The sequence below is a fragment of the Gordonia sp. (in: high G+C Gram-positive bacteria) genome, from assembly GCF_020438995.1.
In the GTDB taxonomy this organism is placed as follows: Bacteria; Actinomycetota; Actinomycetes; order Mycobacteriales; family Mycobacteriaceae; genus Gordonia.
Genome location: NZ_JAGQTN010000024.1, coordinates 36,139 through 59,323 on the forward strand (window position 1 = coordinate 36,139; position 23,185 = coordinate 59,323).

The 23,185-nt window shown below is 67.2% G+C and carries 23 protein-coding genes; 16 read left to right on the forward strand and 7 right to left on the reverse strand.

Annotated elements, in window-relative coordinates; all coding sequences use genetic code 11:
• Positions 1 to 2: 2 nt before the first annotated feature.
• The 3 genes from csm2 to cas6 are packed head-to-tail and all read right to left on the reverse strand — an operon-like array spanning position 3 to position 3,513.
• Positions 3 to 383: a type III-A CRISPR-associated protein Csm2 gene (csm2, locus tag KDB67_RS01975; protein WP_291011739.1), complete on the reverse strand. Its 381-nt coding sequence runs from the start codon at positions 381 to 383 to the stop codon at positions 3 to 5.
• Complete coding sequence (cas10, locus tag KDB67_RS01980; RefSeq protein ID WP_291011741.1) at positions 383 to 2,821, reverse strand: type III-A CRISPR-associated protein Cas10/Csm1; 2,439 nt, start codon at positions 2,819 to 2,821, stop codon at positions 383 to 385. Before cas10 ends, csm2 begins: the two co-directional genes overlap by 1 nt.
• Positions 2,818 to 3,513 carry a CRISPR-associated endoribonuclease Cas6 gene (cas6, locus tag KDB67_RS01985; RefSeq protein WP_291011744.1) on the reverse strand — a complete coding sequence of 232 codons (696 nt, stop codon included), beginning with the start codon at positions 3,511 to 3,513 and terminating at the stop codon, positions 2,818 to 2,820. Before cas6 ends, cas10 begins: the two co-directional genes overlap by 4 nt.
• 325 nt (positions 3,514 to 3,838) lie before the next feature.
• Here cas6 and KDB67_RS01990 point away from each other — a divergent pair, with 325 nt between their 5' ends.
• The 6 genes from KDB67_RS01990 (at position 3,839) to KDB67_RS02015 (ending at position 9,582) form a co-directional block, all read left to right on the forward strand.
• The gene (locus tag KDB67_RS01990) at positions 3,839 to 5,764 is read left to right on the forward strand and encodes a hypothetical protein (RefSeq protein WP_291011747.1); all 1,926 of its coding nucleotides are present in this window, start codon (positions 3,839 to 3,841) and stop codon (positions 5,762 to 5,764) included.
• A gap of 146 nt (positions 5,765 to 5,910) precedes the next feature.
• Positions 5,911 to 6,483 carry a hypothetical protein gene (locus tag KDB67_RS01995; RefSeq protein WP_291011750.1) on the forward strand — a complete coding sequence of 191 codons (573 nt, stop codon included), beginning with the start codon at positions 5,911 to 5,913 and terminating at the stop codon, positions 6,481 to 6,483.
• On the forward strand, positions 6,480 to 7,004 hold the full coding sequence (locus tag KDB67_RS02000; RefSeq protein ID WP_291011753.1) for a hypothetical protein: 525 nt from the start codon (positions 6,480 to 6,482) through the stop codon (positions 7,002 to 7,004). Before KDB67_RS01995 ends, KDB67_RS02000 begins: the two co-directional genes overlap by 4 nt.
• On the forward strand, positions 7,001 to 7,630 hold the full coding sequence (locus tag KDB67_RS02005) for a hypothetical protein (protein WP_291011756.1): 630 nt from the start codon (positions 7,001 to 7,003) through the stop codon (positions 7,628 to 7,630). Before KDB67_RS02000 ends, KDB67_RS02005 begins: the two co-directional genes overlap by 4 nt.
• On the forward strand, positions 7,630 to 8,253 hold the full coding sequence (locus tag KDB67_RS02010; RefSeq protein ID WP_291011758.1) for a hypothetical protein: 624 nt from the start codon (positions 7,630 to 7,632) through the stop codon (positions 8,251 to 8,253). The genes KDB67_RS02005 and KDB67_RS02010 overlap by 1 nt, the downstream gene beginning before the upstream one ends.
• Before the next feature lie 93 nt (positions 8,254 to 8,346).
• On the forward strand, positions 8,347 to 9,582 hold the full coding sequence (locus KDB67_RS02015) for an FAD/NAD(P)-binding oxidoreductase (RefSeq protein WP_291011760.1): 1,236 nt from the start codon (positions 8,347 to 8,349) through the stop codon (positions 9,580 to 9,582).
• 51 nt (positions 9,583 to 9,633) lie between these two features.
• Here KDB67_RS02015 and KDB67_RS02020 read toward each other — a convergent pair whose 3' ends face one another.
• Positions 9,634 to 10,689: a ferredoxin--NADP reductase gene (locus KDB67_RS02020; RefSeq protein ID WP_291011763.1), complete on the reverse strand. Its 1,056-nt coding sequence runs from the start codon at positions 10,687 to 10,689 to the stop codon at positions 9,634 to 9,636.
• Between the two features lie 127 nt (positions 10,690 to 10,816).
• Here KDB67_RS02020 and KDB67_RS02025 point away from each other — a divergent pair, with 127 nt between their 5' ends.
• Positions 10,817 to 11,929 carry a hypothetical protein gene (locus tag KDB67_RS02025; protein WP_291011765.1) on the forward strand — a complete coding sequence of 371 codons (1,113 nt, stop codon included), beginning with the start codon at positions 10,817 to 10,819 and terminating at the stop codon, positions 11,927 to 11,929.
• Between the two features lie 14 nt (positions 11,930 to 11,943).
• Here KDB67_RS02025 and mftR read toward each other — a convergent pair whose 3' ends face one another.
• On the reverse strand, positions 11,944 to 12,573 hold the full coding sequence (gene mftR / locus KDB67_RS02030) for a mycofactocin system transcriptional regulator (protein WP_291011766.1): 630 nt from the start codon (positions 12,571 to 12,573) through the stop codon (positions 11,944 to 11,946).
• 243 nt (positions 12,574 to 12,816) lie between these two features.
• Between mftR and mftA the strand changes: the two genes are divergently transcribed.
• From mftA to KDB67_RS02055, 5 genes are all read left to right on the forward strand, one after another.
• The gene (mftA, locus tag KDB67_RS02035; protein ID WP_291011769.1) at positions 12,817 to 12,921 is read left to right on the forward strand and encodes a mycofactocin precursor MftA; all 105 of its coding nucleotides are present in this window, start codon (positions 12,817 to 12,819) and stop codon (positions 12,919 to 12,921) included.
• A complete protein-coding gene (mftB, locus tag KDB67_RS02040) occupies positions 12,921 to 13,265 on the forward strand; it encodes a mycofactocin biosynthesis chaperone MftB (RefSeq protein WP_291011773.1) in 345 nt (114 codons plus the stop codon). The genes mftA and mftB overlap by 1 nt, the downstream gene beginning before the upstream one ends.
• 71 nt (positions 13,266 to 13,336) lie before the next feature.
• Positions 13,337 to 14,626, forward strand: coding sequence for a mycofactocin radical SAM maturase (mftC, locus tag KDB67_RS02045; protein WP_291011775.1), 1,290 nt, complete (start codon positions 13,337 to 13,339; stop codon positions 14,624 to 14,626).
• Positions 14,627 to 14,676: 50 nt separating this feature from the next.
• Positions 14,677 to 15,888, forward strand: a complete 1,212-nt coding sequence (gene mftD, locus KDB67_RS02050; RefSeq protein WP_291011778.1) for a pre-mycofactocin synthase MftD — start codon at positions 14,677 to 14,679, stop codon at positions 15,886 to 15,888.
• Between the two features lie 110 nt (positions 15,889 to 15,998).
• A complete protein-coding gene (locus KDB67_RS02055) occupies positions 15,999 to 16,811 on the forward strand; it encodes a mycofactocin-coupled SDR family oxidoreductase (RefSeq protein WP_291011781.1) in 813 nt (270 codons plus the stop codon).
• Positions 16,812 to 16,870: 59 nt separating this feature from the next.
• Here the strand turns inward: KDB67_RS02055 and KDB67_RS02060 are convergent, their stop codons facing one another.
• Positions 16,871 to 17,980 (reverse strand): CaiB/BaiF CoA-transferase family protein, encoded by a 1,110-nt coding sequence (locus KDB67_RS02060; RefSeq protein ID WP_291011784.1) that lies wholly within the window; start codon positions 17,978 to 17,980, stop codon positions 16,871 to 16,873.
• 198 nt (positions 17,981 to 18,178) lie between these two features.
• On the opposite strand from KDB67_RS02060, the gene mftE reads away from it, so the two are divergent.
• The 4 genes from mftE to KDB67_RS02080 all read left to right on the forward strand — a co-directional run bounded on the left by mftE (position 18,179) and on the right by KDB67_RS02080 (position 22,636).
• Entirely contained in the window at positions 18,179 to 18,916 is a 738-nt protein-coding gene (mftE, locus tag KDB67_RS02065) for a mycofactocin biosynthesis peptidyl-dipeptidase MftE (RefSeq protein ID WP_291011786.1), read from the forward strand.
• Positions 18,913 to 20,361: a mycofactocin biosynthesis glycosyltransferase MftF gene (gene mftF, locus KDB67_RS02070; RefSeq protein WP_291011789.1), complete on the forward strand. Its 1,449-nt coding sequence runs from the start codon at positions 18,913 to 18,915 to the stop codon at positions 20,359 to 20,361. Before mftE ends, mftF begins: the two co-directional genes overlap by 4 nt.
• On the forward strand, positions 20,361 to 21,638 hold the full coding sequence (gene mftG, locus KDB67_RS02075) for a mycofactocin system GMC family oxidoreductase MftG (RefSeq protein ID WP_291011791.1): 1,278 nt from the start codon (positions 20,361 to 20,363) through the stop codon (positions 21,636 to 21,638). Before mftF ends, mftG begins: the two co-directional genes overlap by 1 nt.
• Before the next feature lie 155 nt (positions 21,639 to 21,793).
• Positions 21,794 to 22,636 (forward strand): DUF559 domain-containing protein, encoded by an 843-nt coding sequence (locus tag KDB67_RS02080; RefSeq protein WP_291011793.1) that lies wholly within the window; start codon positions 21,794 to 21,796, stop codon positions 22,634 to 22,636.
• A 57-nt stretch (positions 22,637 to 22,693) separates the two neighbouring features.
• Here the strand turns inward: KDB67_RS02080 and KDB67_RS02085 are convergent, their stop codons facing one another.
• A complete protein-coding gene (locus KDB67_RS02085) occupies positions 22,694 to 23,182 on the reverse strand; it encodes a hotdog fold domain-containing protein (RefSeq protein WP_291011795.1) in 489 nt (162 codons plus the stop codon).
• Between the last annotated feature and the right edge of the window lie 3 nt (positions 23,183 to 23,185).

Consider the following 23,185-nt stretch of genomic DNA (forward strand, 5'->3'; position numbering starts at 1 on the left):
CGTCAGTTGTCCTTCGGGTCGAGGTACTTCTTATAGGCGACCAAGGCCTCCATGTAGCGGCAGAAACGCAACAGGTCCTCCCTGGAGTCGCCGATCTCCTGAAGTGCGTCGAGGAGCTTCGCCCGTGTCACGAAGTCCTTGACCGCCTTGTCGCGCCCAGCTTGGTAGACGAACCTGACGCGGAGGTACTGCACCTTGTCCTGCAAGGGCTGAGGAAGGACCGAGTCGAGGCTCAGCTCCGCCTCGTCGAAGAGTTGCGCGGTCAGACTCAGCAGCCCCCGAAGTTGGGTCGTGGTGAGCTCGAAATCCCCGCGTCGGTTCTTGGGCAGGGCGCTGATGACCTGCTCGGCCTGTTTGACATAGTCCTTCTCGATGACGGCCATCAGCCGTTCTCCTTCTCGCGGGTGGCATAGACATAGAGGTAGAGCGCGAGGCGCAACTGCTTGGCGTCGCTCGTGCTCTGGAACCATTGGTGGAGTTGATTGGCGAAGCCCTGGAAGCGCGCCGAGTCATCGGTCAGGTCACGCATTCGGGTCAGCAGGTAGACCCATCGGGCGTGGCTGATCCGGTCCTCACGCTCATCGATCAAGGTGAGCATGCGGTAGATGAACGCCTTGCCGCGCTCAGGGTTGTCCTTGAAATAGTCGGCGACGTGAGCGTACTTGACGCCGATGACATCATCGCGAAGTTCCTCCCAGCCGAAGGTCAGGTCGGTGTCGAAGAGCGCGACCGCGTCCTTCTCCGCCCGCCAGGACTTGGCGGCAGCCTCCAGCGCACCCGTTTCGGCGGCCATGGCCGAGATCGGGTACTTGTCGGGGAACATTCCAATCCCAGCCGAGACGGTGAGCTTGCCTTGCGTATACTCCGCGAACCTGTCGCGGAGTTCGACGGCGAACTCGACAACGTCGTCCCACGAGCCGACCACGAAGAGGTCGTCACCGCCTGAGTAGATGATCGTGATGTTGCGGGGCCGCTCGCGGCCCCCGGTGATGGGGCGTTGCTTCGGATGTTCAAGGAGGTGGTTGATGTGCTGGCGGAAGAACATCGACAGCATCCGAGAGAAGGCCGCGGTGCGACTGATCGTGTTGTAGGCGCCGCCACCCTGCTTGCCGAAGCCCTGCGTGAACGCCTGGCCGAGGTTGTCGACGTCGAGGCGCAGCACGCCGAGGCGATCGATACCGCCGGCGTTGGTGGCGTACCGCGAGAACTCGCGCTCTTTGAAGTAGTCACCGATCCATAACCGAGTCCCTTGGGCTTCGCCGGTGTGGAACTTGTTCTTCGCATAGACGCGAATGGCGGAGCCGTCCTGGAGAGCGGCGGCTGCTCCCGCTGCGTCCTTCAAGGCGAGGACGTGGCCGAAGGGGAGCGGGAGACCGGACCCGCCGTCGCGAATGACGAGGAACGGCTCATCCTGAATCTTGGGCGATGCCCAAGTGAGGGCGTCGCAGAGGCCGCACAGGTCTTGGTTGTTGATGTCGGCGGTGACGGAGTGACAGACCTTACATTCGCGACGGCCGGACTCAGGCGCGCCGTGTGCGGCGTTAAGGCGACGGATCTGCCCCGCGTCGTACCGCGCCAACTTGCGCGCCGACACCTGCTCACTCATGTTGCGGTAGAGGTCGGCGTAGCGTGCTGCGCGTCCGGCCGCAGCGTCGCGCGACTCGCCTTTGCGACGCATGAGATCCTGGGCGCTCAGCGGCGCCGAGCCGGTTGCGAGGAAGAGCCGCGGGCCGAAAGTGCTCAGCAGCCAGTCGTTGGCCTCGTCCTCGAAGCGTGCCAACGCGTTGCGCGCCGCATCTGTGTTCGGCAGCAGCAGGTAGGCGTGGCCGCCACCGGAGTAGTTGAGGTTCGCTCGGGTCAGCCCGACCCGCGAGAGCAACTCGTCGACGAGATGTTCGGTGAGAATCTCGAGGTAGAAGGAGCGTGCCCGCAGCATCTTCGCCGCGCCGTCGGAGTGAATCGTGTAGATGAAGTCCTGAATGCCGGAGAGATCGAAGGTCGTCAGCAGGAAGGAATCGGTGGCGTAGAACTTCTCCTGCCCGTCCAGCAGAGCGGAACGGTAATCGCTGACCCGCTCCTCCTGGAGCACATGCCAGATGCAACTCCCGAACGCTGCCGTGAGCTTCAGGTGGTCGAAGAGCGAGATGTCGACCACTTCGGCGGCGTCGGTGGAGGAGGGCACGAAGGAGAGCGTCGCCTCCAGGACGTTGAGCAGGCTCGTGACATAGGACTCGCTGCGCTCCAGGCCGGACAACTGCTCGCGCAACTTCTCCGTGATCTCGGTGTAGCGGTACTTGTCGAAGTCGAAGTCCTTGTCGACCGCCACATTGATCGGCTCACGGTCGTCGAGCAACTCGGGTCGGAACCGAAGTGCCTGGGTGCCTTCGCCGAAACGGTTGAAGACTGAGTAGAGGGGGGTGTCACGTTCCCACTGGCTCGTACCCTCGGCGTCGCTGTCGCTGGCCGCCTTGCGTCGATCGGTGCCGGCTGCGATGTTGTCAGCGATATAGGTGATGTAGGCGACGGCGTCGGGCGCCAGCCTCCCATGCTCGGCAGCGGCGCTGAGCGCCGCGCCGTGGTGATAACTGACCGCGTCCAGGATCGCCCGATCTCGGGCGTCAATATCTGGCTCGTCGACTACATCATCGAACTCAGTCGGGTTCCGGGCGTCGGCCAGCCACACCTTCTTCAAGAACGCGCGGCCGATCGCGCTGTGCTTCCCACGGTAGCCGAGCTGCGCGCGCTGGACCGGCTTGCCGATGTCGTGGAGCAGGCAACCGAGCACGGTTTCGATGAGGCCGGCGGGGAGGGCTGTGCTCACGCGGCCTGATCCTTCCGCAAAATTGCCTCGACGGCGATCGCGCCCATGCCCATGGAGCTCTTGATGCCGCAGCCGGAGAATTCGCCGAAGCGCAGCAGCATCTCGACATAGTTCCGGAAGGTGGGAGCGCCCCGGACCGAAAAGACTGCTGAGCCTGTGAAACCGGGGATTCGGGTTGCGCCGACCTTGAACGGTCGGGACGCAAGTCGATACGACGTCAGGAGGATGGACCGCCCGAGTTCATCGACCAGTTCCTGGTCCGGCTGATCACCGTCGAATGCGGCCGCGTGTTTGAGAGCCAAGCTCTGGAACACGAGGCGTGGCTCAGGCCAGAACGTGTACGAGCCTTGGGTGCGGAAAGATGTGGGGGTCTGGAACACAACCCGGAAGCGGCTCGACGCTGAGCCGGAGTAGAAGATCGAGTTGAGGTCGGCTGTTGTCAGTGAAGGACCCGCCGAGACATCTTCGACTCCGAAGACGATCCCGGGGTTGGACAACGCCACGCGTTGGACTGCGCCGCCGGTGAATGGCGCAGTGATATGCGCGGCGGCCTCGTCATCGAGCGTCTTGATCACCCACCGCACCAGCGGAGCGGCCTGCTCTGAGGTTGCATCGGCGATCACATGCTGACTGTAGGGATTGACGGCCAGGGCGTGCAGATGTTCGGCGTACTCCGGGGCGAGCAACTCCATGAGCGCGCCTTGGAAGAATGGGCCAAGGTCTGCGATGTTGTGTCGGGGCAGTGGTTGGGTTGCCCGCAACCTGAGCGCAATTTGGGCGAGTCGCGGGGCCATCCACACTTCCTTGTCGACTGGTGATCCCCGAAGACTAACGTCCGGGCGGCGCTCCTCCCCAATGACACGCAAGATCGCGTGTCGGACACCTGATCCTGCAAGGGCGGGACGGTGGTAAATCGACTGGCGGTGGCAACTTCGCTGTACCTGCGCTCGCGCGGTGCGCACCCAGCGGGAGCCGAGGCGGGCAGGATTGTCGGGGGTGGGGCATACGATCGACGACATGAGCTCCCGACCTGATGTGACGCGACTGGTGTTGTTCAAGCATGGGATCGCCTATCTCGAACGCAGTGGTCCGGCCGACGGGCCCTTTGAGCTGTCGTTCCGTAAGGGTGACATGAACGATGTGCTCAAGTCGCTGTCCGTCGGAGTTGTCTCCGGTGATGCGACGGTGGGGGCGCTGGCGTACGAGGCACCGACAGATCCCGACGACGAACTGGCCCGCCGCAACCTGTACCTCGAACCGGGCGAGGCGCTACCCGGTCTGCTCACAGCGGTGCGCGGCCGGGTCGTGGAAGTGCGGACCGCTGACGGGGTGACCCACCGCGGCGAGGTGATCGGGGTCGACGAGAACGAGACCGGCACCACCGGAGTGCAGCGACTGCTCGCGATCCGCACCGATTCCGCGGCCATCGGGCTGGTCGATCTGGCGCAGGTGCGTTCCCTCGGCTTCGCCGACGACTCCTCCCGCGATGATCTGGCCTATCTCATCGACCGCTCACGAGCGGCGACCGCGGGGGAGAACCGGACCGTGCGCGTGGCGGTCAACGGTCGGGCCGACCGTCTCGACGTGTCGTACGTGCTGGCCGCCCCGGTCTGGCGGATCTCGTATCGCCTTGTGCAGTCGGGTGATTCGGTGACTCTCATCGCGATGGGGATCGTGCACAATCCGGTCGACGAGGACCTCACCGACATCGAACTGACGCTCACCACCGGGCAGCCGGTGTCGTTCGACATCGACCTGTACCAGGCGCGCTGGGCCGAGCGGACGGTGATCGAGGAGTCCGAGCGTGGCGGAACGGTACCCACCAGCTACGGGCAGGCATACGACAGCCTGGACGCCGGGCCGCCGACGGGTGCGCTGCCGGAGGTCCTGCTCGGCGTGCCGGCCCCCGCGGGAGCGGCCAAAGCCATGGCCCGGTCCTTCGCACGCGAAGAGCTGGCCGAAACCGGTGCTGCCGGTGAGTATTTCGAGTACCGCGTCGGAACTCCGGTGTCGCTCAAGCGCGGTACCGCGGCAATGGTCCCGCTCGTGGTGGCCGAGCTCGATGACGTTGTCACCGAACGTATCTGGCGGGACGGATCGGGCCCCAACCCCGACATCGTGCTCAGCTTCGACAACACCAGCGGCGTGGTCCTGGAAGAAGGCCCGGCGGTCGTCTATGACGACGACAGCTACGCGGGTGAGTCGATGATGCCGTACACCACGCGCGGCACCCATGTGCGGCTCGGCTTCGCCCGCGACCTCGCGGTGCGTTGCAGCCGCACGTCGACGGTGCAGACCGTCAATACCGCGTTGCGATTGGATCCGGGTGAGCTGATCACCGAGATGCGCCGCGACGAGGTGCACACCATCCGGGTGGAACACGACGACGAGACTGCGGTCGACGTCATCGTCGAACTGCCCAAGGGCTACGACACCGTGTTGACGCCGGGGGCCGAGTATCTCGTGCCGTTCGAGGAGACCGCCGATCATCACCGGTTCCGGGTATCGGTGACGGGCCGGGGAAAGACCGAGGTGAAGGTCGCTGAATCCCGGGTGCTGTTGCGGTACACCGCCTATCTGGATCTCACGTCGCACGCCCTCGGCGAATGGCTGTCGCAGCGACTGCTCGACCGCACCACCTTCGACGAACTGTCCTCGGTGCTCGAGCACTGGGAGCTGGCCCGGCGCTGCGACGAGAAGGTCACCGAGCTCGAGGACGAACGCGAAACCGTATACGCCGGCCAGACCCGGGTGGCCGAGCAGCTCAAGGTGCTCGGCGACGCGGGTGAGGAAGGCCGGGTACGGGAGCGGACCGTCACCGCGCTGGTCGCCCTGCAGGATCGGGAGACGGCGCTCGACGACGAGATCGCCGCAACCGGGGCTGCCGCCGAACAGGAGCGGGAGGCGGCCCAGGCCGAGTTACAGCGGTTGGTGCGGGGGTAGGCCGTCCCAAACCCCACCGCTCACGGGCGGCATCGCAATAATTGTCGTGCCGCCCGTCAGCGGTGGGGTTTGGGACGAGCACGCGGTGGGCACCGATGCCGGGGTGGCTACTGTAATAGGGACGGGAACGACCAGGGGAGGCAGCGATGGGGCGGAGCGAGGTGCTCGCACGTGAGCGTGCCGCGCGTACCGCGTTGCGGGAGGCCGTCGACGATCTGCGGGATGCGCGGGTCGCGGCCGGTGCCGTCCCGGGAACGCCCCGATGGTGGCGATGGGCCGCGGCGCTGGCCGTTGTGCTGTCGGTTGCCCTGGCCGGCTGGGGTATCGCGCGCTGGTACGACGCTTCCGGCCACACCACCGACGCTGACTACGAGCAGGCGGCGACGGACCGGGTGACGATGCTGCTGAGCCCGGACTACCGGCAGCCCGGCCGCGCCCAGCGCATCCTGGCCGGCGCGACCGGCGAGTTCTACGACGAGTTCGCGCAGTCCGCCGATGCCTATACCAAGTTCGTCAAGTCCCGCGGAACGGTCGCCGAGGGCACGGTCGACGGTGCGGCGATCAGCGGGCGGACCCCCGGACGCGCGACCGTTCTGGTGGCGGCCACGGTCCGCTTCACCGGCGCACAAGACGAGCGGTCCCAGAGCTTCCGGCTGCGGGTGCTCCTGGCCGACTCCGACGGTGGTCCCAAACTCGCGGCGGTGCAATACCTACCATGAACGCGACTTCAGGGGATACCTGGTCCCGACTACCGCCGGTGTTACGGCGCCCGATCGTCGGTGTCCGCGCCGGAGCCCTCTGTCTGATCATCGTGGCGCTGGTGGCCGCGATCCTGGCCGTGCTGGTGCTGGTCGCGGCCACCGGCCGCGACAGTGCACCCGACCGGGACGGGCTGCGCGCCGAGTCCGGACGAATCGTCGCGGCGGTGTTCTCCGTCGACGCACCCGGGCAGGCGGACGCTCGCAAGGATGTCACCTCGTTGGTGACCGGTGATTTCGCGGCCACCTACGGGGCGCTGCTGCAGGGCACTCCGCAGTCCGGGGTACGCAGCGTGGTGTGGCGCCCCACGGCGTCGGCCGTGATCGACGACGGACCCGGCTGGGGCGAGATGCTGACCGTCTTCGACGTGACCACGACACCCGAGTCGGGGCAGGCGGTGACAGGTTCCCGCACGCTGTGGGTGCGACTGGTCAGGTCCGGGGATGCCTGGAAACTGGCCCGGGTCGAGGAGACAGCATGAGCGACACCACCGTGGCCGGCAACCTCGGCGCGGCCGAAGATCGGGTGCGGGCCGCCGAACGCGAGGCCCGGCTGGCCCGGATCGCCGCCGCCGACGACCTGTGGGCTCGCGCGGTGTCACGCACCGGGCTGCTCAAGTCCGCAGTCGCCGCCCTGGTCGTGCTCGCGCTCGTACTCGGCGTCACCGCGATCGCGCTGTTCACGCGCACTCCGGGCGACGACGACGCGGGTCGCTCGCAGGTGCTGTCCGCGGCCACCGACGGTGTCACGACGATGCTCACCGCCGATCCCGCCGACGCCGCCGGTTTTGCCGACCGCGTCATCGGTGTGTCGGCAGGTGACCGGCGCGAACAACTGATCGCCGCTCGCGACACGCTGATCACCGAAGCGGGAAAGCTCACCGCCGCCAGCTCGGGCCATGTGGTCGCCGCGGGTCTGCGCACCGACCCGACCGACGGAGACGCCGCCGGTTCGACGGCCGACGTGCTGGTGGTGGCCGAGGCCTCCAACCCCGAACTCGTCGGCAGCACGGCCCAGGGCGACCGCATCATGCTGTCGGTGAGTCTGCTGCGGACCGCCGACGGGTGGCGGATCACCGGCGCCTCACCGGTGAAGGCGGGATCGTGATGGAATCAGCGGATCGGCGCCGGTCCTCGCGCCCGGCCGGCTATCGCGCCCGGCCGTTCACCCCACCCGTGCGCGAACGCGGCCCCGGGCGGCGGCAACGGCGGTGGCTGACCGCGAGCGCGGCGATCGTGGTGCTAGCGCTGACCGTGGCGGTGGTGGCGTTCATGGCCGGGTCACGGTCGGGCACCGGGATGAGCGATGAGCGCCGCGATGTGCTGCAGACCGCCACACGCGACGCCGTGGAGGACCTGATGACATTCGCCCCGACGACACAGAACCGCGACCGGGAGCGCGTCGCCGCCCGGCTCACGGGCCGGCTGGTGGCCGAATACCGCTCCCGCGGACCGGACGTGGTGCTGGCAGGGGCACGGCAGTTGAAGGTGGCGATGACGGCGAAGGTCGTCGGGGTAGGGGTGAGTGCGGCCGGTCATGACGATCGCGGCGAGCTGCGCATGTTGGTGTTCATCGACCAGCGGGTCTCGATTCCGGGGCGGACCGTGGCGGGCGGCGAGACAAGCTCTATCGCCCGGTGGGCTTTTATGCGTAATGTCGGGGGACATTGGCTTCTGTCCGATCTCACCACCGTCGGCAGTGTGGCGGGGGTCGGCAGTGCGGCGGGTTAGCTTCGCGACGTGCGATATCCGGCTGACCGCTGGTCCGGAAGCAGCCGGACACGACATTCGGCCCGACCGGGCAGACAAGGAGAACAACCACACATGGGGAACAATGCCGGAGTGGTCATCGTCGGAGCGGGACTCGGCGGGATCCGGGTGGCCGAGTCGGTACGCAGTGCCGGGTACGAGGGATCTGTCACGCTGATCGGCGCGGAGCCGCATCCACCGTACGATCGGCCGCCGCTGTCGAAGAACGTGCTCGCCGGCAAGCAGGAACGCCCGGACCTCAAGCCGGCGGAGTTCTTCGCCGACTCGTCGATCGATCTGCGTACCGGACGGACCGTGGTTTCGGTTGATCCGCAGGCACATTCGCTGACCGTTGCCCACACCGACGATCCGGGGAACACCGAGACGGTCGCCTACGACACGCTGGTGCTGGCCACGGGCCTGACACCGCGCGCCTTCCCGGGCGCCGACGAGAGCCTCGCGGGTCTGCACACCCTGCGGACCATCGACGACGCCCTTGGCCTGCGCACCGAGATCGACGGTGCGCGTTCGGCTGTGGTGATCGGCGCGGGCTTCATCGGCTGCGAGGTGGCCGCGACTCTGCGCGGGTACGGCGTGCCGGTGACACTGGTGGAACCGGCACCCACACCGCTGGCCGCAGCGCTCGGCGAGCAGATCGGTGAGCTGGTGACCCGGCTGCACATCAACAACGAGGTGGACGTCCGCGCCGGCGTCGGTGTCGCCGAAATCGTCAGTGGGGGTGAGAAATCCGGGGGTTACGGCTCCGGCGACCGGGTGACTGCGGTGAAGCTCGATGACGGTACCGAACTGCCCGCCGACATCGTCGTGGTCGGTATCGGATCGATCCCGGTGACCGGCTTCCTCGACGGCTCGGGCATCGAACTCGCGGACCGCTCGGTCGGCGGTGGCATCGCCTGCGACGCGGTGGGCAAGACCAGCGCCGACGACGTGTACGCCGTCGGTGATGTAGCTAATTGGCTTGACGGAGAGGGGAATCCGAAGCGAGTGGAGCACTGGAACCATGTCGTTGAGCAGGCCTCGGTCGTCGCCGCGACCATCACCGGCGGCGAGTCGGTGCGGGGGGCGGTGCCCTACTTCTGGAGCGATCAGTACGACGTCAAGATCCAGGTACTCGGCGAACCGCGCGCCGACGACGACGTACACATCGTCGATGACGACGGCAAGAAGTTCCTCGCCTACTACAGCCGAGACGGGATCCTGACTGCCGTCGTGGGTGCCGGTAAGGTGGCGGCGGTGATGAAGACCCGGCCGAGGCTGATGACCGAAACCCCTATCAGCGAACTGATCTGAGAAACTGTGGTACCCACGTACTCATCGGTGCGTGGGTACCACAGTCGCCGATCAGAATTCGACGCGCAGCCTGTCCGACGTCGGTGTCGACTGGCAGCCCAGGATGTAGCCGTCGGCGATGTCGTCTTCATCGAGCGCGCCCGGATTGCCCATCTCGACGGTACCCTCGGTGAGAGTGCAAGCGCACGAACCGCATTCGCCTTCCAGGCAGGAGTACGGGGCGTCGAGTCCGGCGGCGAGCATAACGTCGACGAGGTTGCGCCCGCGTGGCCAGCTCAGTGTGTGGGTTTCGCCGTCGAGTTCGATGTCGACGGTCGCGGCGTCGGCCTCTTCCTCAGCGGTCGGCGCCTCGTGCGCGATGTCGGCGAACGGGTCGCCCGACAATGACGAGTACACCTCCGAATGGACGTCGTGATGCGCGAATCCCGCTGTGGCCAAACCCTTGTGGACCGCGTCCATGAAGGGTCCGGGGCCGCACAGATAGGCGTGGTGACCGGCGAAGGGGGAGAAGATCCGCGCCAGCGTCGGCACCGTGGGCAGCCCGGAGAGGCTTTCGAGCCAGTGGATGACGGTGAGCCGGTCGTCGTGGGCGTGGGTCAGCTCGCGCAGTTCGGCGGCGAAGATGACGTCGTTCTCGCCGCGGTTGGCGTAGAAGAACACGATCGGCCCGTTGCCGGCGGCCAGAGCGGTTTTCAGGATCGACATCACCGGCGTGACGCCGCTGCCGGCGGCGATCAGGAGCAGCGGCGCGTCGAGGTCGGCGGGGGTGAAGACCCCGCTCGGCGGTAGCGCCTCGATCTGTGATCCGATGGTGAGGTTGTCGCACACCCAGTTGGAGCCGTAGCCGTCGACGGTGCGTTTGACCGTGACCTTGGGCAGCTCTCCGGACACGGGCGAGGACGCCAGCGAGTAGCAGCGGGCGACCGAACCGGTCTCCTCGCTCGGGATGCGCAGGGTGAGGAACTGGCCCGGCTTGTACGCGGTGAACTTGTCGGCCATCGCGGCGGGGACGTCGAAGACGATCGACCGTGCGTCGGCGGTCTCGTCGACCACATCGGCTACAGTCAGGATCGCACTGCGGGAGCTGTGGGGGGTCAGGTCGGTCATCGATGTCTCCGCTTCGGGGTGCTGTACACCACAAAGTAGAACATGTTCTAGTTTTGGTCGCCAGTCCCCTTGCCTGCGGCACATGCCGGCCACGTGCTCTCGGTCCTTCCGCTGTTATCTTCTACGAATGGTCACCCCGACGTGGGCAGAACTCCTTCGCCGCAACCGTGCGACCGCAGCCGACGCCATCAGCGCGACCATCCACACCGCCGGGCCGGCCGGCACCCGTGAACGTCGCCTCTGGCACGCGCCGCCGGACCTGTGGCGGATCGAGGACGCCGCCGGCAATCCGGAGCGGATCGCCGGAACGCGCTGGTGCTTCGACAGATCCGGCGAGGTGATGGTGCGCTCGGACCGTTTCGCCCGTCCCGCCGCCTCGTATTCCGGTGGTCCCGAACAATTGCTGACGCTGCACCGCGAGTGGCCCGCCCGTGTGCAGCGCACCGCGGAACTGCAGATCATCGAGGGTCGCTCGGCCACCTTCAGCACACCCGACGCTCCCGAACCCCCATACCGGCCGGCCGGGCCGATCGAGGCGGCGACGGTCCGGGGACGCACCGGGTGGACGGTGCCGTGCGTGCAGACCGCGAGCGGACTCCTGGTCGCGTGGACTTTCGACGACGAAACCGGTGTGGTCATCGGACGCGACGCCGGCGGATTCGGCGCGATCGAACTGGCGGACCTGGTGGTCGCCGATCATTTCTCGCCGGCCGTCTTCGGATTTCACGGACGTTACGTCGACATCGCGCAGGTGCGCCGCGACGCCGAACGCGGTCTGCGCGAGGAGGACCGCTACCGCCAGGCGCGTGGCGCCGGGAACACCATCGAGCGGTATGTCGGTACATTTGCGCCGCTGCTCGTGCGGACCGACTTCTCCGATACCGCCTCGTGGGAGGCCGTCGTCGGTGTCGTCACCAGCCCGACCGCCGACGGCGACCAACCCGACGTCACGCTCATCGACAATCCGGCCTACACCGGTTGGACGGCAGCGCGGTTCCTCGACGTCATCGACGGTGTGCCCGACTACATCCTCATCGCGGACTCGGTGACGATGAGTCACCCGGACCTGCCTGTGGTGTTCCTGTCCACGGCCGACTCCGGTGCCGAATGGGCCGGGCGCGGCGACCGGGTTCGGGTTGCGGCCCGCTCGGTGGCGACCGTAGACGCCGTCCTGTCGATCGCCGAGCAGACCATCGCCGAACTCGCCGGTGTGGCAGGGAGCGACGGCATCTATCGGTGAACCCGGTGGAGTGTTCAGTGGAGGGCTGCGACGCCCACGGCGAGCAGGTCGCTGCCGGCCTCGATCAGATCGATCAGGTCGGTGTCGGGATCGGCGAGCCACTGCTCGTATGCGGCCAGCGCCGTACCCAGGCACAGCCAGCCGATGGTCTGCGGGAGATGTTCGTCGGCGTCGACACCGAGCCGGGCGGCGCAGAAGCCGGCGATCACCTGCCGCCAGTCCGCATACATCAGCATTGAATATGCTTGTAGCGCAGGTACTTCCAGAAGCAGCCGCAAGCGCCGGTGGTGATTGCCGAGCTCGCCGTCGGGCACCTCGTTGAATGTCACGAGGGCCTGCCGCAGGGCCTGCGCGATGGGTAGGTCGTCGGGGATCAGTGCGAGCCGTGTGCGCATCGCGTCGAGATGGGCGTCGAAATCCCCCCAGGCGATCGCGTTCTTGCTGGGGAAGTAGCGGAACAGGGTGCGCCGGGCGATGCCCGCGGCCTCGGCGATGTCGTCGACGCTGGTCTCGTCGAAGCCTTTGGCGGTGAACAGATCGATGGCGATGGTGCTGATCTGGGAGTGCGAGGTGACCGGTCGGCGCCCGGGTTGCGGGGCCGTGTCGACCGGGTCCGGCGCACGAGTGGTCTCCCGAACGGCCATGATCACCTCCCCGTGTCCCGGCCCTGCCTGAGATGCCCAGTGCTAGATGCCCCCTGCCCGGCGCGCTTGCCCGGCGCACCCCTCGCGCTTGGAACATCATCGTATTCCTGTGCCGCGCATAGTGGAACAGGCGCGGGCCGGGCTGTCTTTTCGGCTAGTTTCGGCCCAATGACTAGATTGATGCACCGGGTGCCATTATAGTATGTCGTGATCCGCATCACTACTGATACAGGAGGATGGATCATGGCAGACCAGAGCGCCAATGTGACCGAAGTGACCAGCCCGGAACTCGTCGGCGAATCGCTCGTTGAAGAGGTGTCGATCGATGGGATGTGCGGGGTCTACTGATGTCGGCCCCGGCAACCGTGCCGGATTCCGGCGGCCGCGGTGACGCGGCCGCCGGGACGCCGGCGGAAACTCACGCACGCGGTTTCGATCTGGCCGCTGCCTGGGAGCTCAACCCGAAGGTCGCGCTGCGCCCCGAGCCGTTCGGCGCGCTGCTGTACCACTTCGGTACCCGCAAGCTCTCGTTTCTCAAGAACCTGACCGTCGTCGGTATCGTGCAGTCCCTCGCCGAGCAGCCCTCGGGGGAGGCCGCGCTGGCCGAACACGGCATCACCGACATCGAGCGGCCCCTCTACCTGCAGGCGCTCGGTGCGCTCGCCGACTCGGGAATGATCACCCGGCGCTGACGTCGGCGCCGTGTTCGTACTCACCCCACAAGCAGGCCCCTGCCCGTACCCCACCACCACCGGGAGATCCGATGACAACACTTGAGATGCCGCCCAGCGCAGCAGATCTGGCAGCCCGGGTACGGGCGACGCCCAGGCTCGACCTACAGGCACCGCCCAAGGTCGGCCGCCTCGTCGACCAGTTCGAGAAGGGCCTCGACGCCCCCATCTGCCTCACCTGGGAGCTGACCTACGCCTGCAACCTCGCCTGCGTGCACTGCCTGTCGTCGTCGGGCAAGCGCGACCCGCGTGAGCTGTCCACCGAGCAGTGCAAGGCCATCATCGATGAGCTCGAACGTATGCAGGTGTTCTATGTGAACATCGGCGGCGGCGAGCCCACGGTGCGTTCGGACTTCTGGGAACTCGTCGACTACGCCACAAGCCACAAGGTGGGCGTCAAGTTCTCCACCAACGGACTGCGCATCGACAAGAAGGTCGCCGCCCGCCTGGCCGCGTCGGACTACGTCGACGTGCAGATCTCGCTCGATGGGGCCACCGCCGAGGTCAACGACGCCGTGCGCGGCAAGGGCTCGTTCGACATGGCGGTGCGGGCGCTGGAGAACCTGCACGAGGCCGGTTTCAAGGACGCCAAGATCTCCGTGGTGATGACCCGCCAGAACGTCTCACAGCTCGACGACTTCAAGGCTCTCGCCGACAAGTACAACGCCACGCTGCGCATCACCCGCATGCGTCCCTCCGGGCGCGGCGCCGACGTGTGGGACGACCTGCACCCGCTCCCCGAGCAGCAGCTCGACCTGTACAACTGGCTTGTCGCACACGGTGATCGGGTGTTGACCGGTGACTCGTTCTTCCACCTGTCGGCCTTCGGCGGCAGCGGGGGAGGCCTGCCCGGGCTCAACCTGTGCGGAGCCGGCCGCGTGGTGTGCCTGATCGACCCGGTGGGCGACGTGTACGCCTGCCCGTTCGCGATCCACGAGAACTTCCTCGCCGGAAACATCCTGTCCGACGGCGGTTTCCAGGAGATCTGGCAGCGCTCGGACCTGTTCACCGAACTGCGCGAACCACAGTCGGCCGGGGCCTGCGCCAAGTGCACCCACTTCGACTCGTGCCGAGGTGGCTGCATGGCCGCCAAGTTCTTCACCGGCCTGCCCCTCGACGGTCCTGACCCCGAATGTGTTCAGGGCTACGGAGAATCGTTGCTGGCGGGCGAACGCAGCAAACCGACCGCCAACAAGGACCATTCGCGCGGCACCCCGCTGACGCTGATGACCCGTGGCTCCGACGGCAGCTTCACCCCGCTCGGCCGGCCGTCGAAGAGTTGCGACGAGAACCCCCTGGCCGGTTTCAGCCCCGTCGGCTGACGCGCATTCCCTCCGACAGCAACAAGCGAAAGATCCCGAGGCGAAATTCAATGGCGAACTTCAAGCTGACCAACCCGTGGGCGCGTAACCCGTGGTTCGAGACCGTTGCCGAGGCTCAGCGGCGCGCCAAGCGGCGCCTGCCCAAGTCGGTGTACTCCTCCCTGGTGGCGGGCACCCAGGGCGGCATCACCGTCAACGACAACGTCGACGCGTTCTCCGAACTCGGATTCGCCCCGCACGTCATCGGCGCCCAGGACGACCGTGACCTGTCGACGTCGGTGATGGGCGTGGATCTGCCGTTCCCGGTGATGATCTCGCCGACCGGTGTGCAGGCTGTCGACATCGACGGTGAGGTGGCGGTGGCCCGGGCGGCCGCCGCACGCGGTACCGCCATGGGCCTGTCGAGTTTCGCGAGCCATCCCATCGAGGAGGTCACCGCGGTCAACGACAAGATCTTCTTCCAGATCTACTGGCTCGGCACCAAGGAAGAGATCCTGGCCCGGGCTGAGCGGGCGCGTGAGGCGGGCGCCAAGGGCCTGATCGTCACGACCGACTGGGTGTTCAACATCGGCCGCGACTGGGGCAGCCCGGAGATCCCGGAGAAGATGGACCTCAAGGCGCTGATCCGGCTGGCGCCCGAGGTCGCGGTCAAACCGAAGTACGCCTGGGACTGGTTCAACAAGGGCAACCTGGTCATCCCGGATCTGACCGCCCCCAACGTCTCGCACGGCAAGGGCCTGCCCGGTCCCACCTTCTTCGGCGCCTACGGCGAGTGGATGAACACCCCTTCGCCCACCTGGGAAGACCTGCAATGGCTGCGGGAGAAGTGGGGCGGGCCGTTCATGGTCAAGGGCATCACCCGCATCGATGACGCCAAGCGCGCCGTCGACATCGGCGCCACCGCCATCTCCGTCTCCAACCACGGCGGCAACAACCTCGACGGCACCCCCGCCACGATCCGCGTGCTCGGCCCCATCGCCGACGCCGTCGGCAAGGACATCGATGTGCTGCTCGACGGCGGAATCCGCCGGGGCAGCGACGTCGCCAAGGCCGTGGCGCTCGGCGCCAAGGCCGTCATGATCGGCCGCGCCTACCTGTGGGGTCTGGCCGCCAACGGCCAGACGGGCGTCGAGAACGTCCTCGACCTGCTGCGCATGGGTCTGGACGGCGTGCTCATGGGCACCGGTCACAAGTCGGTCCACGAGCTGAGCCGGGCGGACCTGATCATTCCGGAAGGCTTCGAACGGTCTTACGGGGGGTAGCCGTCACAAACCCCACCGCTGAGCCCCGGCGAGGAGATTATTACGATGCCGGCCCTCAGCGGTGGGGTTTGTGACAGCTGACCCAAACTAGAACGTGTTACAGTTCTGGAATGGGACAGTTTGACGGCAAGGTCGTCTACATCACCGGCATCGCCCGTGGTCAGGGCCGCAATCACGCACTCCGCTTCGCGCGTGAAGGGGCGTCGATCATCGGTCTGGACATCGCGGGACCGATCGCCGAGCACACCACCTATCCGCCCGCCACGCCGGACGATCTGACCGAGACGGTCCGGCTCGTCGAGGAGGTCGGCGGCAAGATCCTGGCCCGGCAGGGCGACGTGCGCGACCTGGCATTCCAGCAGCAACTGGTGGCCGACGGCGTCACGCAGTTCGGCGGCCTGGACTACGTCGTGGTCAATGCGGGCGTACTCACCTGGGGTCTGAGCTGGGAGATGTCGGAGGAACAGTTCACCGATGTCATCGACGTCAACCTCGTCGGCGCCTGGAAGACCCTGCGCGCCACCTTGCCCACCATGATCGAGGCGCGCAACGGTGGCTCGATCGTCATCGTGTCGTCGGTGGCCGGGCTCAAGGCGATGCCGGTGCAGGCCTCCTACAGCGCATCCAAGTACGGCCTGACCGGCTTGGCCCAGACGGTCGCCAAAGAGGTTGCGCCCTACCGGATCCGGGTCAACTCGCTGCATCCGTATGCGGTCAACACGCCGATGGGGGTCGGCGATGCCTCCGCCATCGAGGTGTTCGGGAATCCGAAGTTCACCCGGTTCTTCCCGTCACTGATGGACTACAACCCGATAGCCGAACCCGACGAGATCTCCGACGCCGTCCTGTACCTGTGTTCAGATTCCGCCAAATCTCTTACCGGCGTACAGCTTCCGATCGATATGGGTCACTCCAAGGTCTGACCCACCACGCAGACGGCGACGGCCCTCCCGGTCGGAAGGGCCCTCGCTGTGTCGTCGGACTACACCCAGAGGGTTGCGGGATCGGTTGCCTGCGTTGTCGGTCCGGCCGGCGTGTCGGGCGAGGTGCGTGAGAACCGGGGCGCTACCTGCGCCTGCCGGACACCGTCGATCTCGACGAGATTGGCGCGCGCGGCCATGTGCGGCTCGTCGGGTGCCTCGCCGAAGGTGAGGACGGGCGAGACGCAGGCATCGGTACCGTCGAACACCGCGGTCCACTCCTCCCGGGTACGGGAGGCGAACGTGTCGGTGAAGATCTTCTTCAGCTCCGTCCAGCGGGTGATGTCGCCCTGTCCGGGCAGGTCGGCGTCGTCGAGTTCGAGGCCTTTGAGGAGTTCGGCGTAGAACTGCGGCTCGATGGCGCCGACGGCCATGTACTTGCCGTCGGAGGTCTCGTAGACGTCGTAGTAGGGGGCGCCGGAGTCGAGGAAGTTCACTCCGCGCACATCCGACCACATGCCGGTGGCCCGGAAGGCCCACATCATCTGCCCCAGCAGCGAGGCGCCGTCGACCATCGCGGCGTCGACGACCTGCCCGCGCCCGGACACCTGACGTTCCAGGAGCGCCGAGAGTACACCGACGACCAGGAACATCGATCCGCCGCCGAAGTCGCCGAACAGGTTGAGTGGCGGCACCGGACGCTCACCGGCGCGGCCGACGGCGTGCAGCAGACCGGTGAGGGAGATATAATTGATGTCGTGTCCGGCGCGGTCGGCGCGCGGGCCGTCCTGGCCCCAGCCGGTCATGCGCCCGTACACCAGTCCGGGATTGACCTCGGCGAGGTCGTCGGGCCCGAAACCGAGACGTTCCATCACTCCCGGGCGGAAACCCTCGATGAGTACGTCAGCCTTGGCGATGAGCCCGAGCACCGTCTCGCGGTCGGCGGGATTCTTGAGATCGGCCTCGATGACCTTCCGGCCGCGCAGCAGGGCGTCACCGACCTTTCCGGGTTTCGGCAGCTGGCCCGGCCGCTGCACGCGGACCACATCGGCACCGAGGTCCGACAGCAGCATCGCGGCGTGCGGTCCGGGACCGATTCCGGCAAATTCGATGACCCGGATGGCGTGCAGCGGACCGCTTTTTCCACTGGTGACGTTCGGTGTGGATGTCATGGATTCCGAATCTCCTCGGGTATGGGGACCCCGCCTGCCTCCGGTGGTACTCGTGGCCGCGCGATCGTGTGATTGTGTCGTCGGTCACCACAGCTTGGCACACCCGAGCGAACGTTCGGGAAGGGGGCCCGGAACCATATATGAACCTGCCTGCGGTCACCCTTACCCCGGTGCCGTCCTATCGCTAGAGTTGACCGAATGACGCGTGGCTCGGGGCTCGGTGCTCTCTCATGGCCTGAGCTCGACGGCTCCGCGGTGACATTGCTCGTTCCGCTGGGCGCCGTCGAACAGCACGGACCGCACCTTCCCCTCGACACCGACATCCGCATCGCCGATGCGGTGGCCCGCCGCGCCCAGCCGCAGCTAGCCGGTAATCCGTCCGATCAGACCTTCCTGGTGGCACCGGGCCTGCCGTACGGGGCCAGCGGCGAGCACGAGGGCTTTCCCGGGACGATCTCGCTGGGTCACGAGGCGTTGCGGCTGGTGCTCATCGAGTACGGGCGCAGCGCATGCCGGTGGGCACGGCGGATCGTGTTCGTCAACGGGCACGGCGGCAACGGCCGGACTCTGGTCGAAGCGGTGCGGCTGCTGCGCTACGAGGGCCGCGACGTGGCCTGGTTCGCCTGCGGACATCCGGCCGGCGATGCCCACGCCGGAGATACCGAGACATCGGTGCTGCTGCATCTGACGCCCGGCGATGTGCGCCTGACAGACGCGGCGCCCGGCAATCGCGCGCCGATCGCGGAACTACTGGCGCCGATGCGGGCCGGCGGGGTGGCCGCGGTGAGTGCCAACGGGGTGCTGGGCGATCCCACCACCGCCACCGCGGCGCGCGGCGCCGACCTCGTCGGCGCGTTCACCTCGGCACTGGTGTCGGCGGTCGCCCGGTGGGATGTCGACGACCGCGGTCTGCTGCGGGGCGGTGCCGCCGCGTGAGCGTCGTCGACAGCCGCGACGGGAGTACCGGCGGCGAGGTAGCGGCCGTGCCGACCGACCTGCCCGATGGTTTCCAGGTGCAGGTGGACCTGCGCTGCGCCCAGCGGGGCGACCTGCGTTACCTCGTCGGCGGTTCCCCGACCCGGATGCTGCGGCTGTCCGACGCCGCCCTCGGAATGATGTCTTCCGATGGTCGTATTGCTGTGTGTGACAAGGCAACCCGAACCCTCTGCCGTCGCCTGCTCGATGCCGGGATCGCCCACCCGCGGCCGATGTTCGGGCCGTCTGCCGATCAGGTGACCGTCGTGGTCCCGGTGCGTGACAACCAGGAGGGCATCGACCGGTTGATCGCGACCCGGGGTGAGGCCCGGATGATCGTCGTCGACGACGGTTCGGACGTTCCGATCACCGTGCACGGCGACGGGGTGAGTGTGCTGCGTCTAGACCGCAATCGCGGCCCCGCCGCCGCTCGCAACGCCGGAGCGGCAGCCGCGACAACAGATTTCGTCGCTTTCGTCGATTCGGACTGTGTGCCCGAACCCGACTGGCTGACGATGCTGCTGCCGCATTTCTCCGACCCTGCGGTGGCGGTGGCCGCACCCCGCATCGTCGGATTGAACACGCGCCCAGGCCTGTTCGCTCTCGCCGCCCGCTACGAGAACGGATACTCCTCGCTCGATATGGGGCCGACGGAGGCTCCGGTGGTGCCGTCCACCCCGATGCCGTACGTGCCGAGTGCCGCGATGCTGGTGCGCCGCAGCAGTTTTCCCGGTTTCGACGAGTCGCTGCGCGTGGCCGAGGATGTGGACCTGTGCTGGCGTCTGCACGAGGCCGGCTGGCGGCTGCGGTACGACCCGGTGGCGCGCGTGGCCCACGACCACCGCACCGGAATGCGCGAGGTGCTCGGACGTCGCCGCTTCTACGGCACCGGTGCGGCCTATCTGGCCGACAGGCATCAGACTCTTGCCGCGCCGATCGTCATGTCGGTCACCATGGCCGCCGCCGTCGTCGCGCTGCTCACCCGTACCGCCACGGGTACGGCGGTTGCGATGCTGCTGCTCGGGCAGATGGCGGTGCGCCTGCGCCGTCGGCTCGACGGCCTGCCGCAGGCCCCGCTGGTCGCCGCCCGGATGACCGGTCGCGCCGCCGGCTTCGGACTTCTGCAGGCCGGGGCGGCGATCTGCCGGCACTACTGGCCGATAGCCCTTGTGCCCACACTGTTTTCCCGCAGATACCGGACACTGGTCGTGGAGGTGGCGATCGCCGAGGGCCTCATCGACTGGACCCGCCGGTTCATCAGTGAGCCAGGCGTACGGCCCGCGCTCGGTCCCGTGGGTTATGTGATCATGCGCCGCCTCGACGACCTCGCCTACGGTCTCGGGCTGTGGCAAGGGGTGATCGCCCACCGCGATCCGGGGGCGCTGCGGCCGGTCCTGAGCAAGTGATGCACGACGTCGTCGTCGTCGGCGCGGGCAGTGCCGGATGTGTGCTGGCCGAAAGACTCTCGCGTGACCCCGACCGTTCGGTGCTGCTGCTCGAACGTGGGCCGGGATGGCCCTACGCCGAGGTGACCGATCTGTACCACCTGCCTGTCGGCGCCGATGCTGCCACGGTCGGGCGAACGGTCAGCTATCCGGTGTCACCGCCGGACCTGGCGGTGGTGCGTGGTCACGGGATCGGAGGGTCGGCCGCGGTGAACGGTGCGTATTTTCTGCGTTGGCACCGCGACGATTTCGTGTCCTGGGAGCACCCGATCGCCGACATCGAAGCTGCCTACGCCGAGGTCGAGTCGGTGATGTCGGCAAGCCCTTTCGCCGACGACGAACTCCCCGACGCGGCAAGGGCTTTCGAACAATGGTGGGGCGCGCTGCTGCCCACCCGACCGGTCGGTGAGCGGTGGCCGGCCGTCGGGGTCAATCGGATCCACTCCAACAGCATTCGCGACGCGGCGGGCGGACGCCGGGTGACCACCGCCGAGGCATTCCTGCGTCCTGCGCTCGGGCGGCCGAACCTCACCGTCCGGACGTCGACCACGGTGACCGCGCTGGAGTCGAAGGGCGACCGGGTGCTGGGCGTGCGTTGCGACACTGAGTCGATCCGGTGCGACGAAGTCGTCCTCTGCGCGGGGACACTCGGAACTGCGGCGATCCTTTTCGCCTCGGGTCTGGCTACCGGGCCGCTGCGCGTTGTCGAACATCGGGAGATGCTGGTGCACTACCGTTTACGGCACTCGCCGGGGCGTCCCACACCGTTGCTCCCAACGGTGGCACACACCGCATCTGGTTGTGAGATCCGCTGTTACGGAGGAGATTTTGCCGACTACATCGACGGTGTCCCACCACTCGGACCGGCCATCGGGGTGGCCGCCATGTCGCCGGGCACTCCCGGCACCCTGGTCTGGGACGGTGCCACCCTGACCGTCGACCTGGGTTCGGCACCGGACCTACCCGCGCGCCTGGCCCCCGAACTCGACCAGGTCCAGGACATGCTGAATTCAGGGGACTTCCGGGGCATCATCGAACCCGGATCGGTGCGCGTGGACCCGGTGGTCCGCACATCCCAGCACGCGTCGGGATCACTGCCGATGGGCGACCGGACGGACAGGTTCGGCGCGCTGGACGGAGTCCACGGCCTGCGGATTGTGGACGGATCCATCCTCCCGCCCGGCGGCCGCAGCGGACCGCACGCCACCACCGTTATGGTCGCGGCGCTTTCGTCATAAACCCCACCGGTGGGCTCCGGCATCGCAATAATCTCCTCGCCGAGCCTCAGCGGTGGGGTTTGTGACGGCCTCGCCCGTCAACCGACGCATCCACAGTCGGCCGGCCTGTGGATGGGCGCCGTGACATCCGGGGGTCTGCTGTCCACGCTGGGTGGATGAACTCGCGCACCGCCCTTGCCCATGGTCATGGGGTCGTCTCGTTCGCGACCCTGCGGTCGGCCCTCGCCCACGCGGAGATCCGGCGACTGATCTCAGCCGGACAACTCCGACCGGTACGCAGGGGGTGGTATGCAGCGCCGTGGGCCGATAAGACCGTCGTCGCAGCGGTCGCCTCGGGCGGGGTGTGCAGTTGTGTGTCAGCGCTCAAGCTGGCCGGGGTGTGGGTGCCGAACATAGGTCGCCGCACCCACGCCCGTGCCTGCGGCGCGGCTCACCGCGCCAGGCCGGACAACGACTTCTGCAGGCAATACGGCCGACCGGAGCCGGAAGACCAGGCCGTCGACGGCGTCGATGTGGCATTGCGTCACGCTGTGCGGTGCCTCGATGGCGAGGGAATCATCGTGGTCGTCGACTCGATCATCAACCTGGGCCTGGCAGGCAGGGATGAGGTCGCCCACCTGCTACGACAGTGTCCCGCCGAGGTCCGAAATCTCGTGGACAAATGCGACACCGCCGAATCCGGGACCGAAACGATGGTCCGGTGCCGCCTGCGGGCCCACAACGTCAAGCTGACCCCACAGGTGTGGATCCGCGGGATCGGCCGGGTGGACTTCCTGGTGGGCAACCGGCTGATCATCGAAGTCGACAGTGAGGAGTTTCATCATAACGTCGCGCAGTTCCACAAAGACCGGGAACGTGACCGCATTGCCGTCGAAAAGGGATACCTGGTGGTCAGGTTGACCTACCACGACATAGTCCGTGACTGGGCCGCCGCAGAGGAATCCATTCTTGAAATTGTCCGGCGCCGCGACCACCTCCGTCACAAACTCCACCGCTGAGGCCCCGCATCGCAATAATCTCCCCGCCGGGTCTCAGCGGTGGGGTTTGTGACAGGGTCAGGCGGGGGTGACCCAGGTGGTGATGTCGCAGTGGACCACCTCGATGCCGTCGGTGTCGCGGATCTCGATGGAGACCACCACGTCGGTGCCCTCGGTGATCGTGGCGAAGTCGATCGGATGGGCGAGGGTGGCGGTGGCGGTGAGGCGGGTGTTGGCCTTGGTCAGGTACTGCGCCGACATGCCCTTGGGGATCCAGCGGTGGGTGGTGGGGGTGGTGGCCTCCATCAACATGCCCATGGCGACCTCGGCGAGGTTGCAGGCGGCGATGGCGTGGAAGGTACCGATGTGGTTGTGGATGCCGAACCACTTGGGTGCGGAGACCACGCAGCGTCCGGGTTCCATCTCCGAGACGTAGGGCAGGATCGTGCCGAAGTAGGGGACCCGGGCCACCATGCCCAGGGAGAACAGTGCATTGCCGACGACGTTGTCGGGCAGTTTGCGACGAAGACGGTAGGTGGCGCTTCCGGCCGCGGTGGAGATCGACATGCG

Excerpts from the sequence above, each read along its gene's own strand:
- KDB67_RS02000 (WP_291011753.1), top strand. The coding sequence starts at position 6,480 with ATGAACGCGACTTCAGGGGATACCTGGTCCCGACTACCGCCGGTGTTA.
- KDB67_RS01990 (WP_291011747.1), top strand. The coding sequence starts at position 3,839 with ATGAGCTCCCGACCTGATGTGACGCGACTGGTGTTGTTCAAGCATGGG.
- KDB67_RS02085 (WP_291011795.1), bottom strand. The coding sequence starts at position 23,182 with ATGTCGATCTCCACCGCGGCCGGAAGCGCCACCTACCGTCTTCGTCGC.
- mftR (WP_291011766.1), bottom strand. The coding sequence starts at position 12,573 with ATGGCCGTTCGGGAGACCACTCGTGCGCCGGACCCGGTCGACACGGCC.
- KDB67_RS02020 (WP_291011763.1), bottom strand. The coding sequence starts at position 10,689 with ATGACCGACCTGACCCCCCACAGCTCCCGCAGTGCGATCCTGACTGTA.
- cas6 (WP_291011744.1), bottom strand. The coding sequence starts at position 3,513 with ATGGAGTTGCTCGCCCCGGAGTACGCCGAACATCTGCACGCCCTGGCC.
- mftD (WP_291011778.1), top strand. The coding sequence starts at position 14,677 with ATGGCGAACTTCAAGCTGACCAACCCGTGGGCGCGTAACCCGTGGTTC.
- KDB67_RS02080 (WP_291011793.1), top strand. The coding sequence starts at position 21,794 with ATGAACTCGCGCACCGCCCTTGCCCATGGTCATGGGGTCGTCTCGTTC.
- KDB67_RS02055 (WP_291011781.1), top strand. The coding sequence starts at position 15,999 with ATGGGACAGTTTGACGGCAAGGTCGTCTACATCACCGGCATCGCCCGT.
- KDB67_RS02015 (WP_291011760.1), top strand. The coding sequence starts at position 8,347 with ATGGGGAACAATGCCGGAGTGGTCATCGTCGGAGCGGGACTCGGCGGG.
- KDB67_RS01995 (WP_291011750.1), top strand. The coding sequence starts at position 5,911 with ATGGGGCGGAGCGAGGTGCTCGCACGTGAGCGTGCCGCGCGTACCGCG.
- csm2 (WP_291011739.1), bottom strand. The coding sequence starts at position 383 with ATGGCCGTCATCGAGAAGGACTATGTCAAACAGGCCGAGCAGGTCATC.
- mftE (WP_291011786.1), top strand. The coding sequence starts at position 18,179 with ATGACGCGTGGCTCGGGGCTCGGTGCTCTCTCATGGCCTGAGCTCGAC.
- mftA (WP_291011769.1), top strand. The coding sequence starts at position 12,817 with ATGGCAGACCAGAGCGCCAATGTGACCGAAGTGACCAGCCCGGAACTC.
- KDB67_RS02060 (WP_291011784.1), bottom strand. The coding sequence starts at position 17,980 with ATGACATCCACACCGAACGTCACCAGTGGAAAAAGCGGTCCGCTGCAC.
- KDB67_RS02005 (WP_291011756.1), top strand. The coding sequence starts at position 7,001 with ATGAGCGACACCACCGTGGCCGGCAACCTCGGCGCGGCCGAAGATCGG.
- mftG (WP_291011791.1), top strand. The coding sequence starts at position 20,361 with ATGCACGACGTCGTCGTCGTCGGCGCGGGCAGTGCCGGATGTGTGCTG.
- KDB67_RS02010 (WP_291011758.1), top strand. The coding sequence starts at position 7,630 with ATGGAATCAGCGGATCGGCGCCGGTCCTCGCGCCCGGCCGGCTATCGC.
- mftC (WP_291011775.1), top strand. The coding sequence starts at position 13,337 with ATGACAACACTTGAGATGCCGCCCAGCGCAGCAGATCTGGCAGCCCGG.
- KDB67_RS02025 (WP_291011765.1), top strand. The coding sequence starts at position 10,817 with ATGGTCACCCCGACGTGGGCAGAACTCCTTCGCCGCAACCGTGCGACC.
- mftB (WP_291011773.1), top strand. The coding sequence starts at position 12,921 with ATGTCGGCCCCGGCAACCGTGCCGGATTCCGGCGGCCGCGGTGACGCG.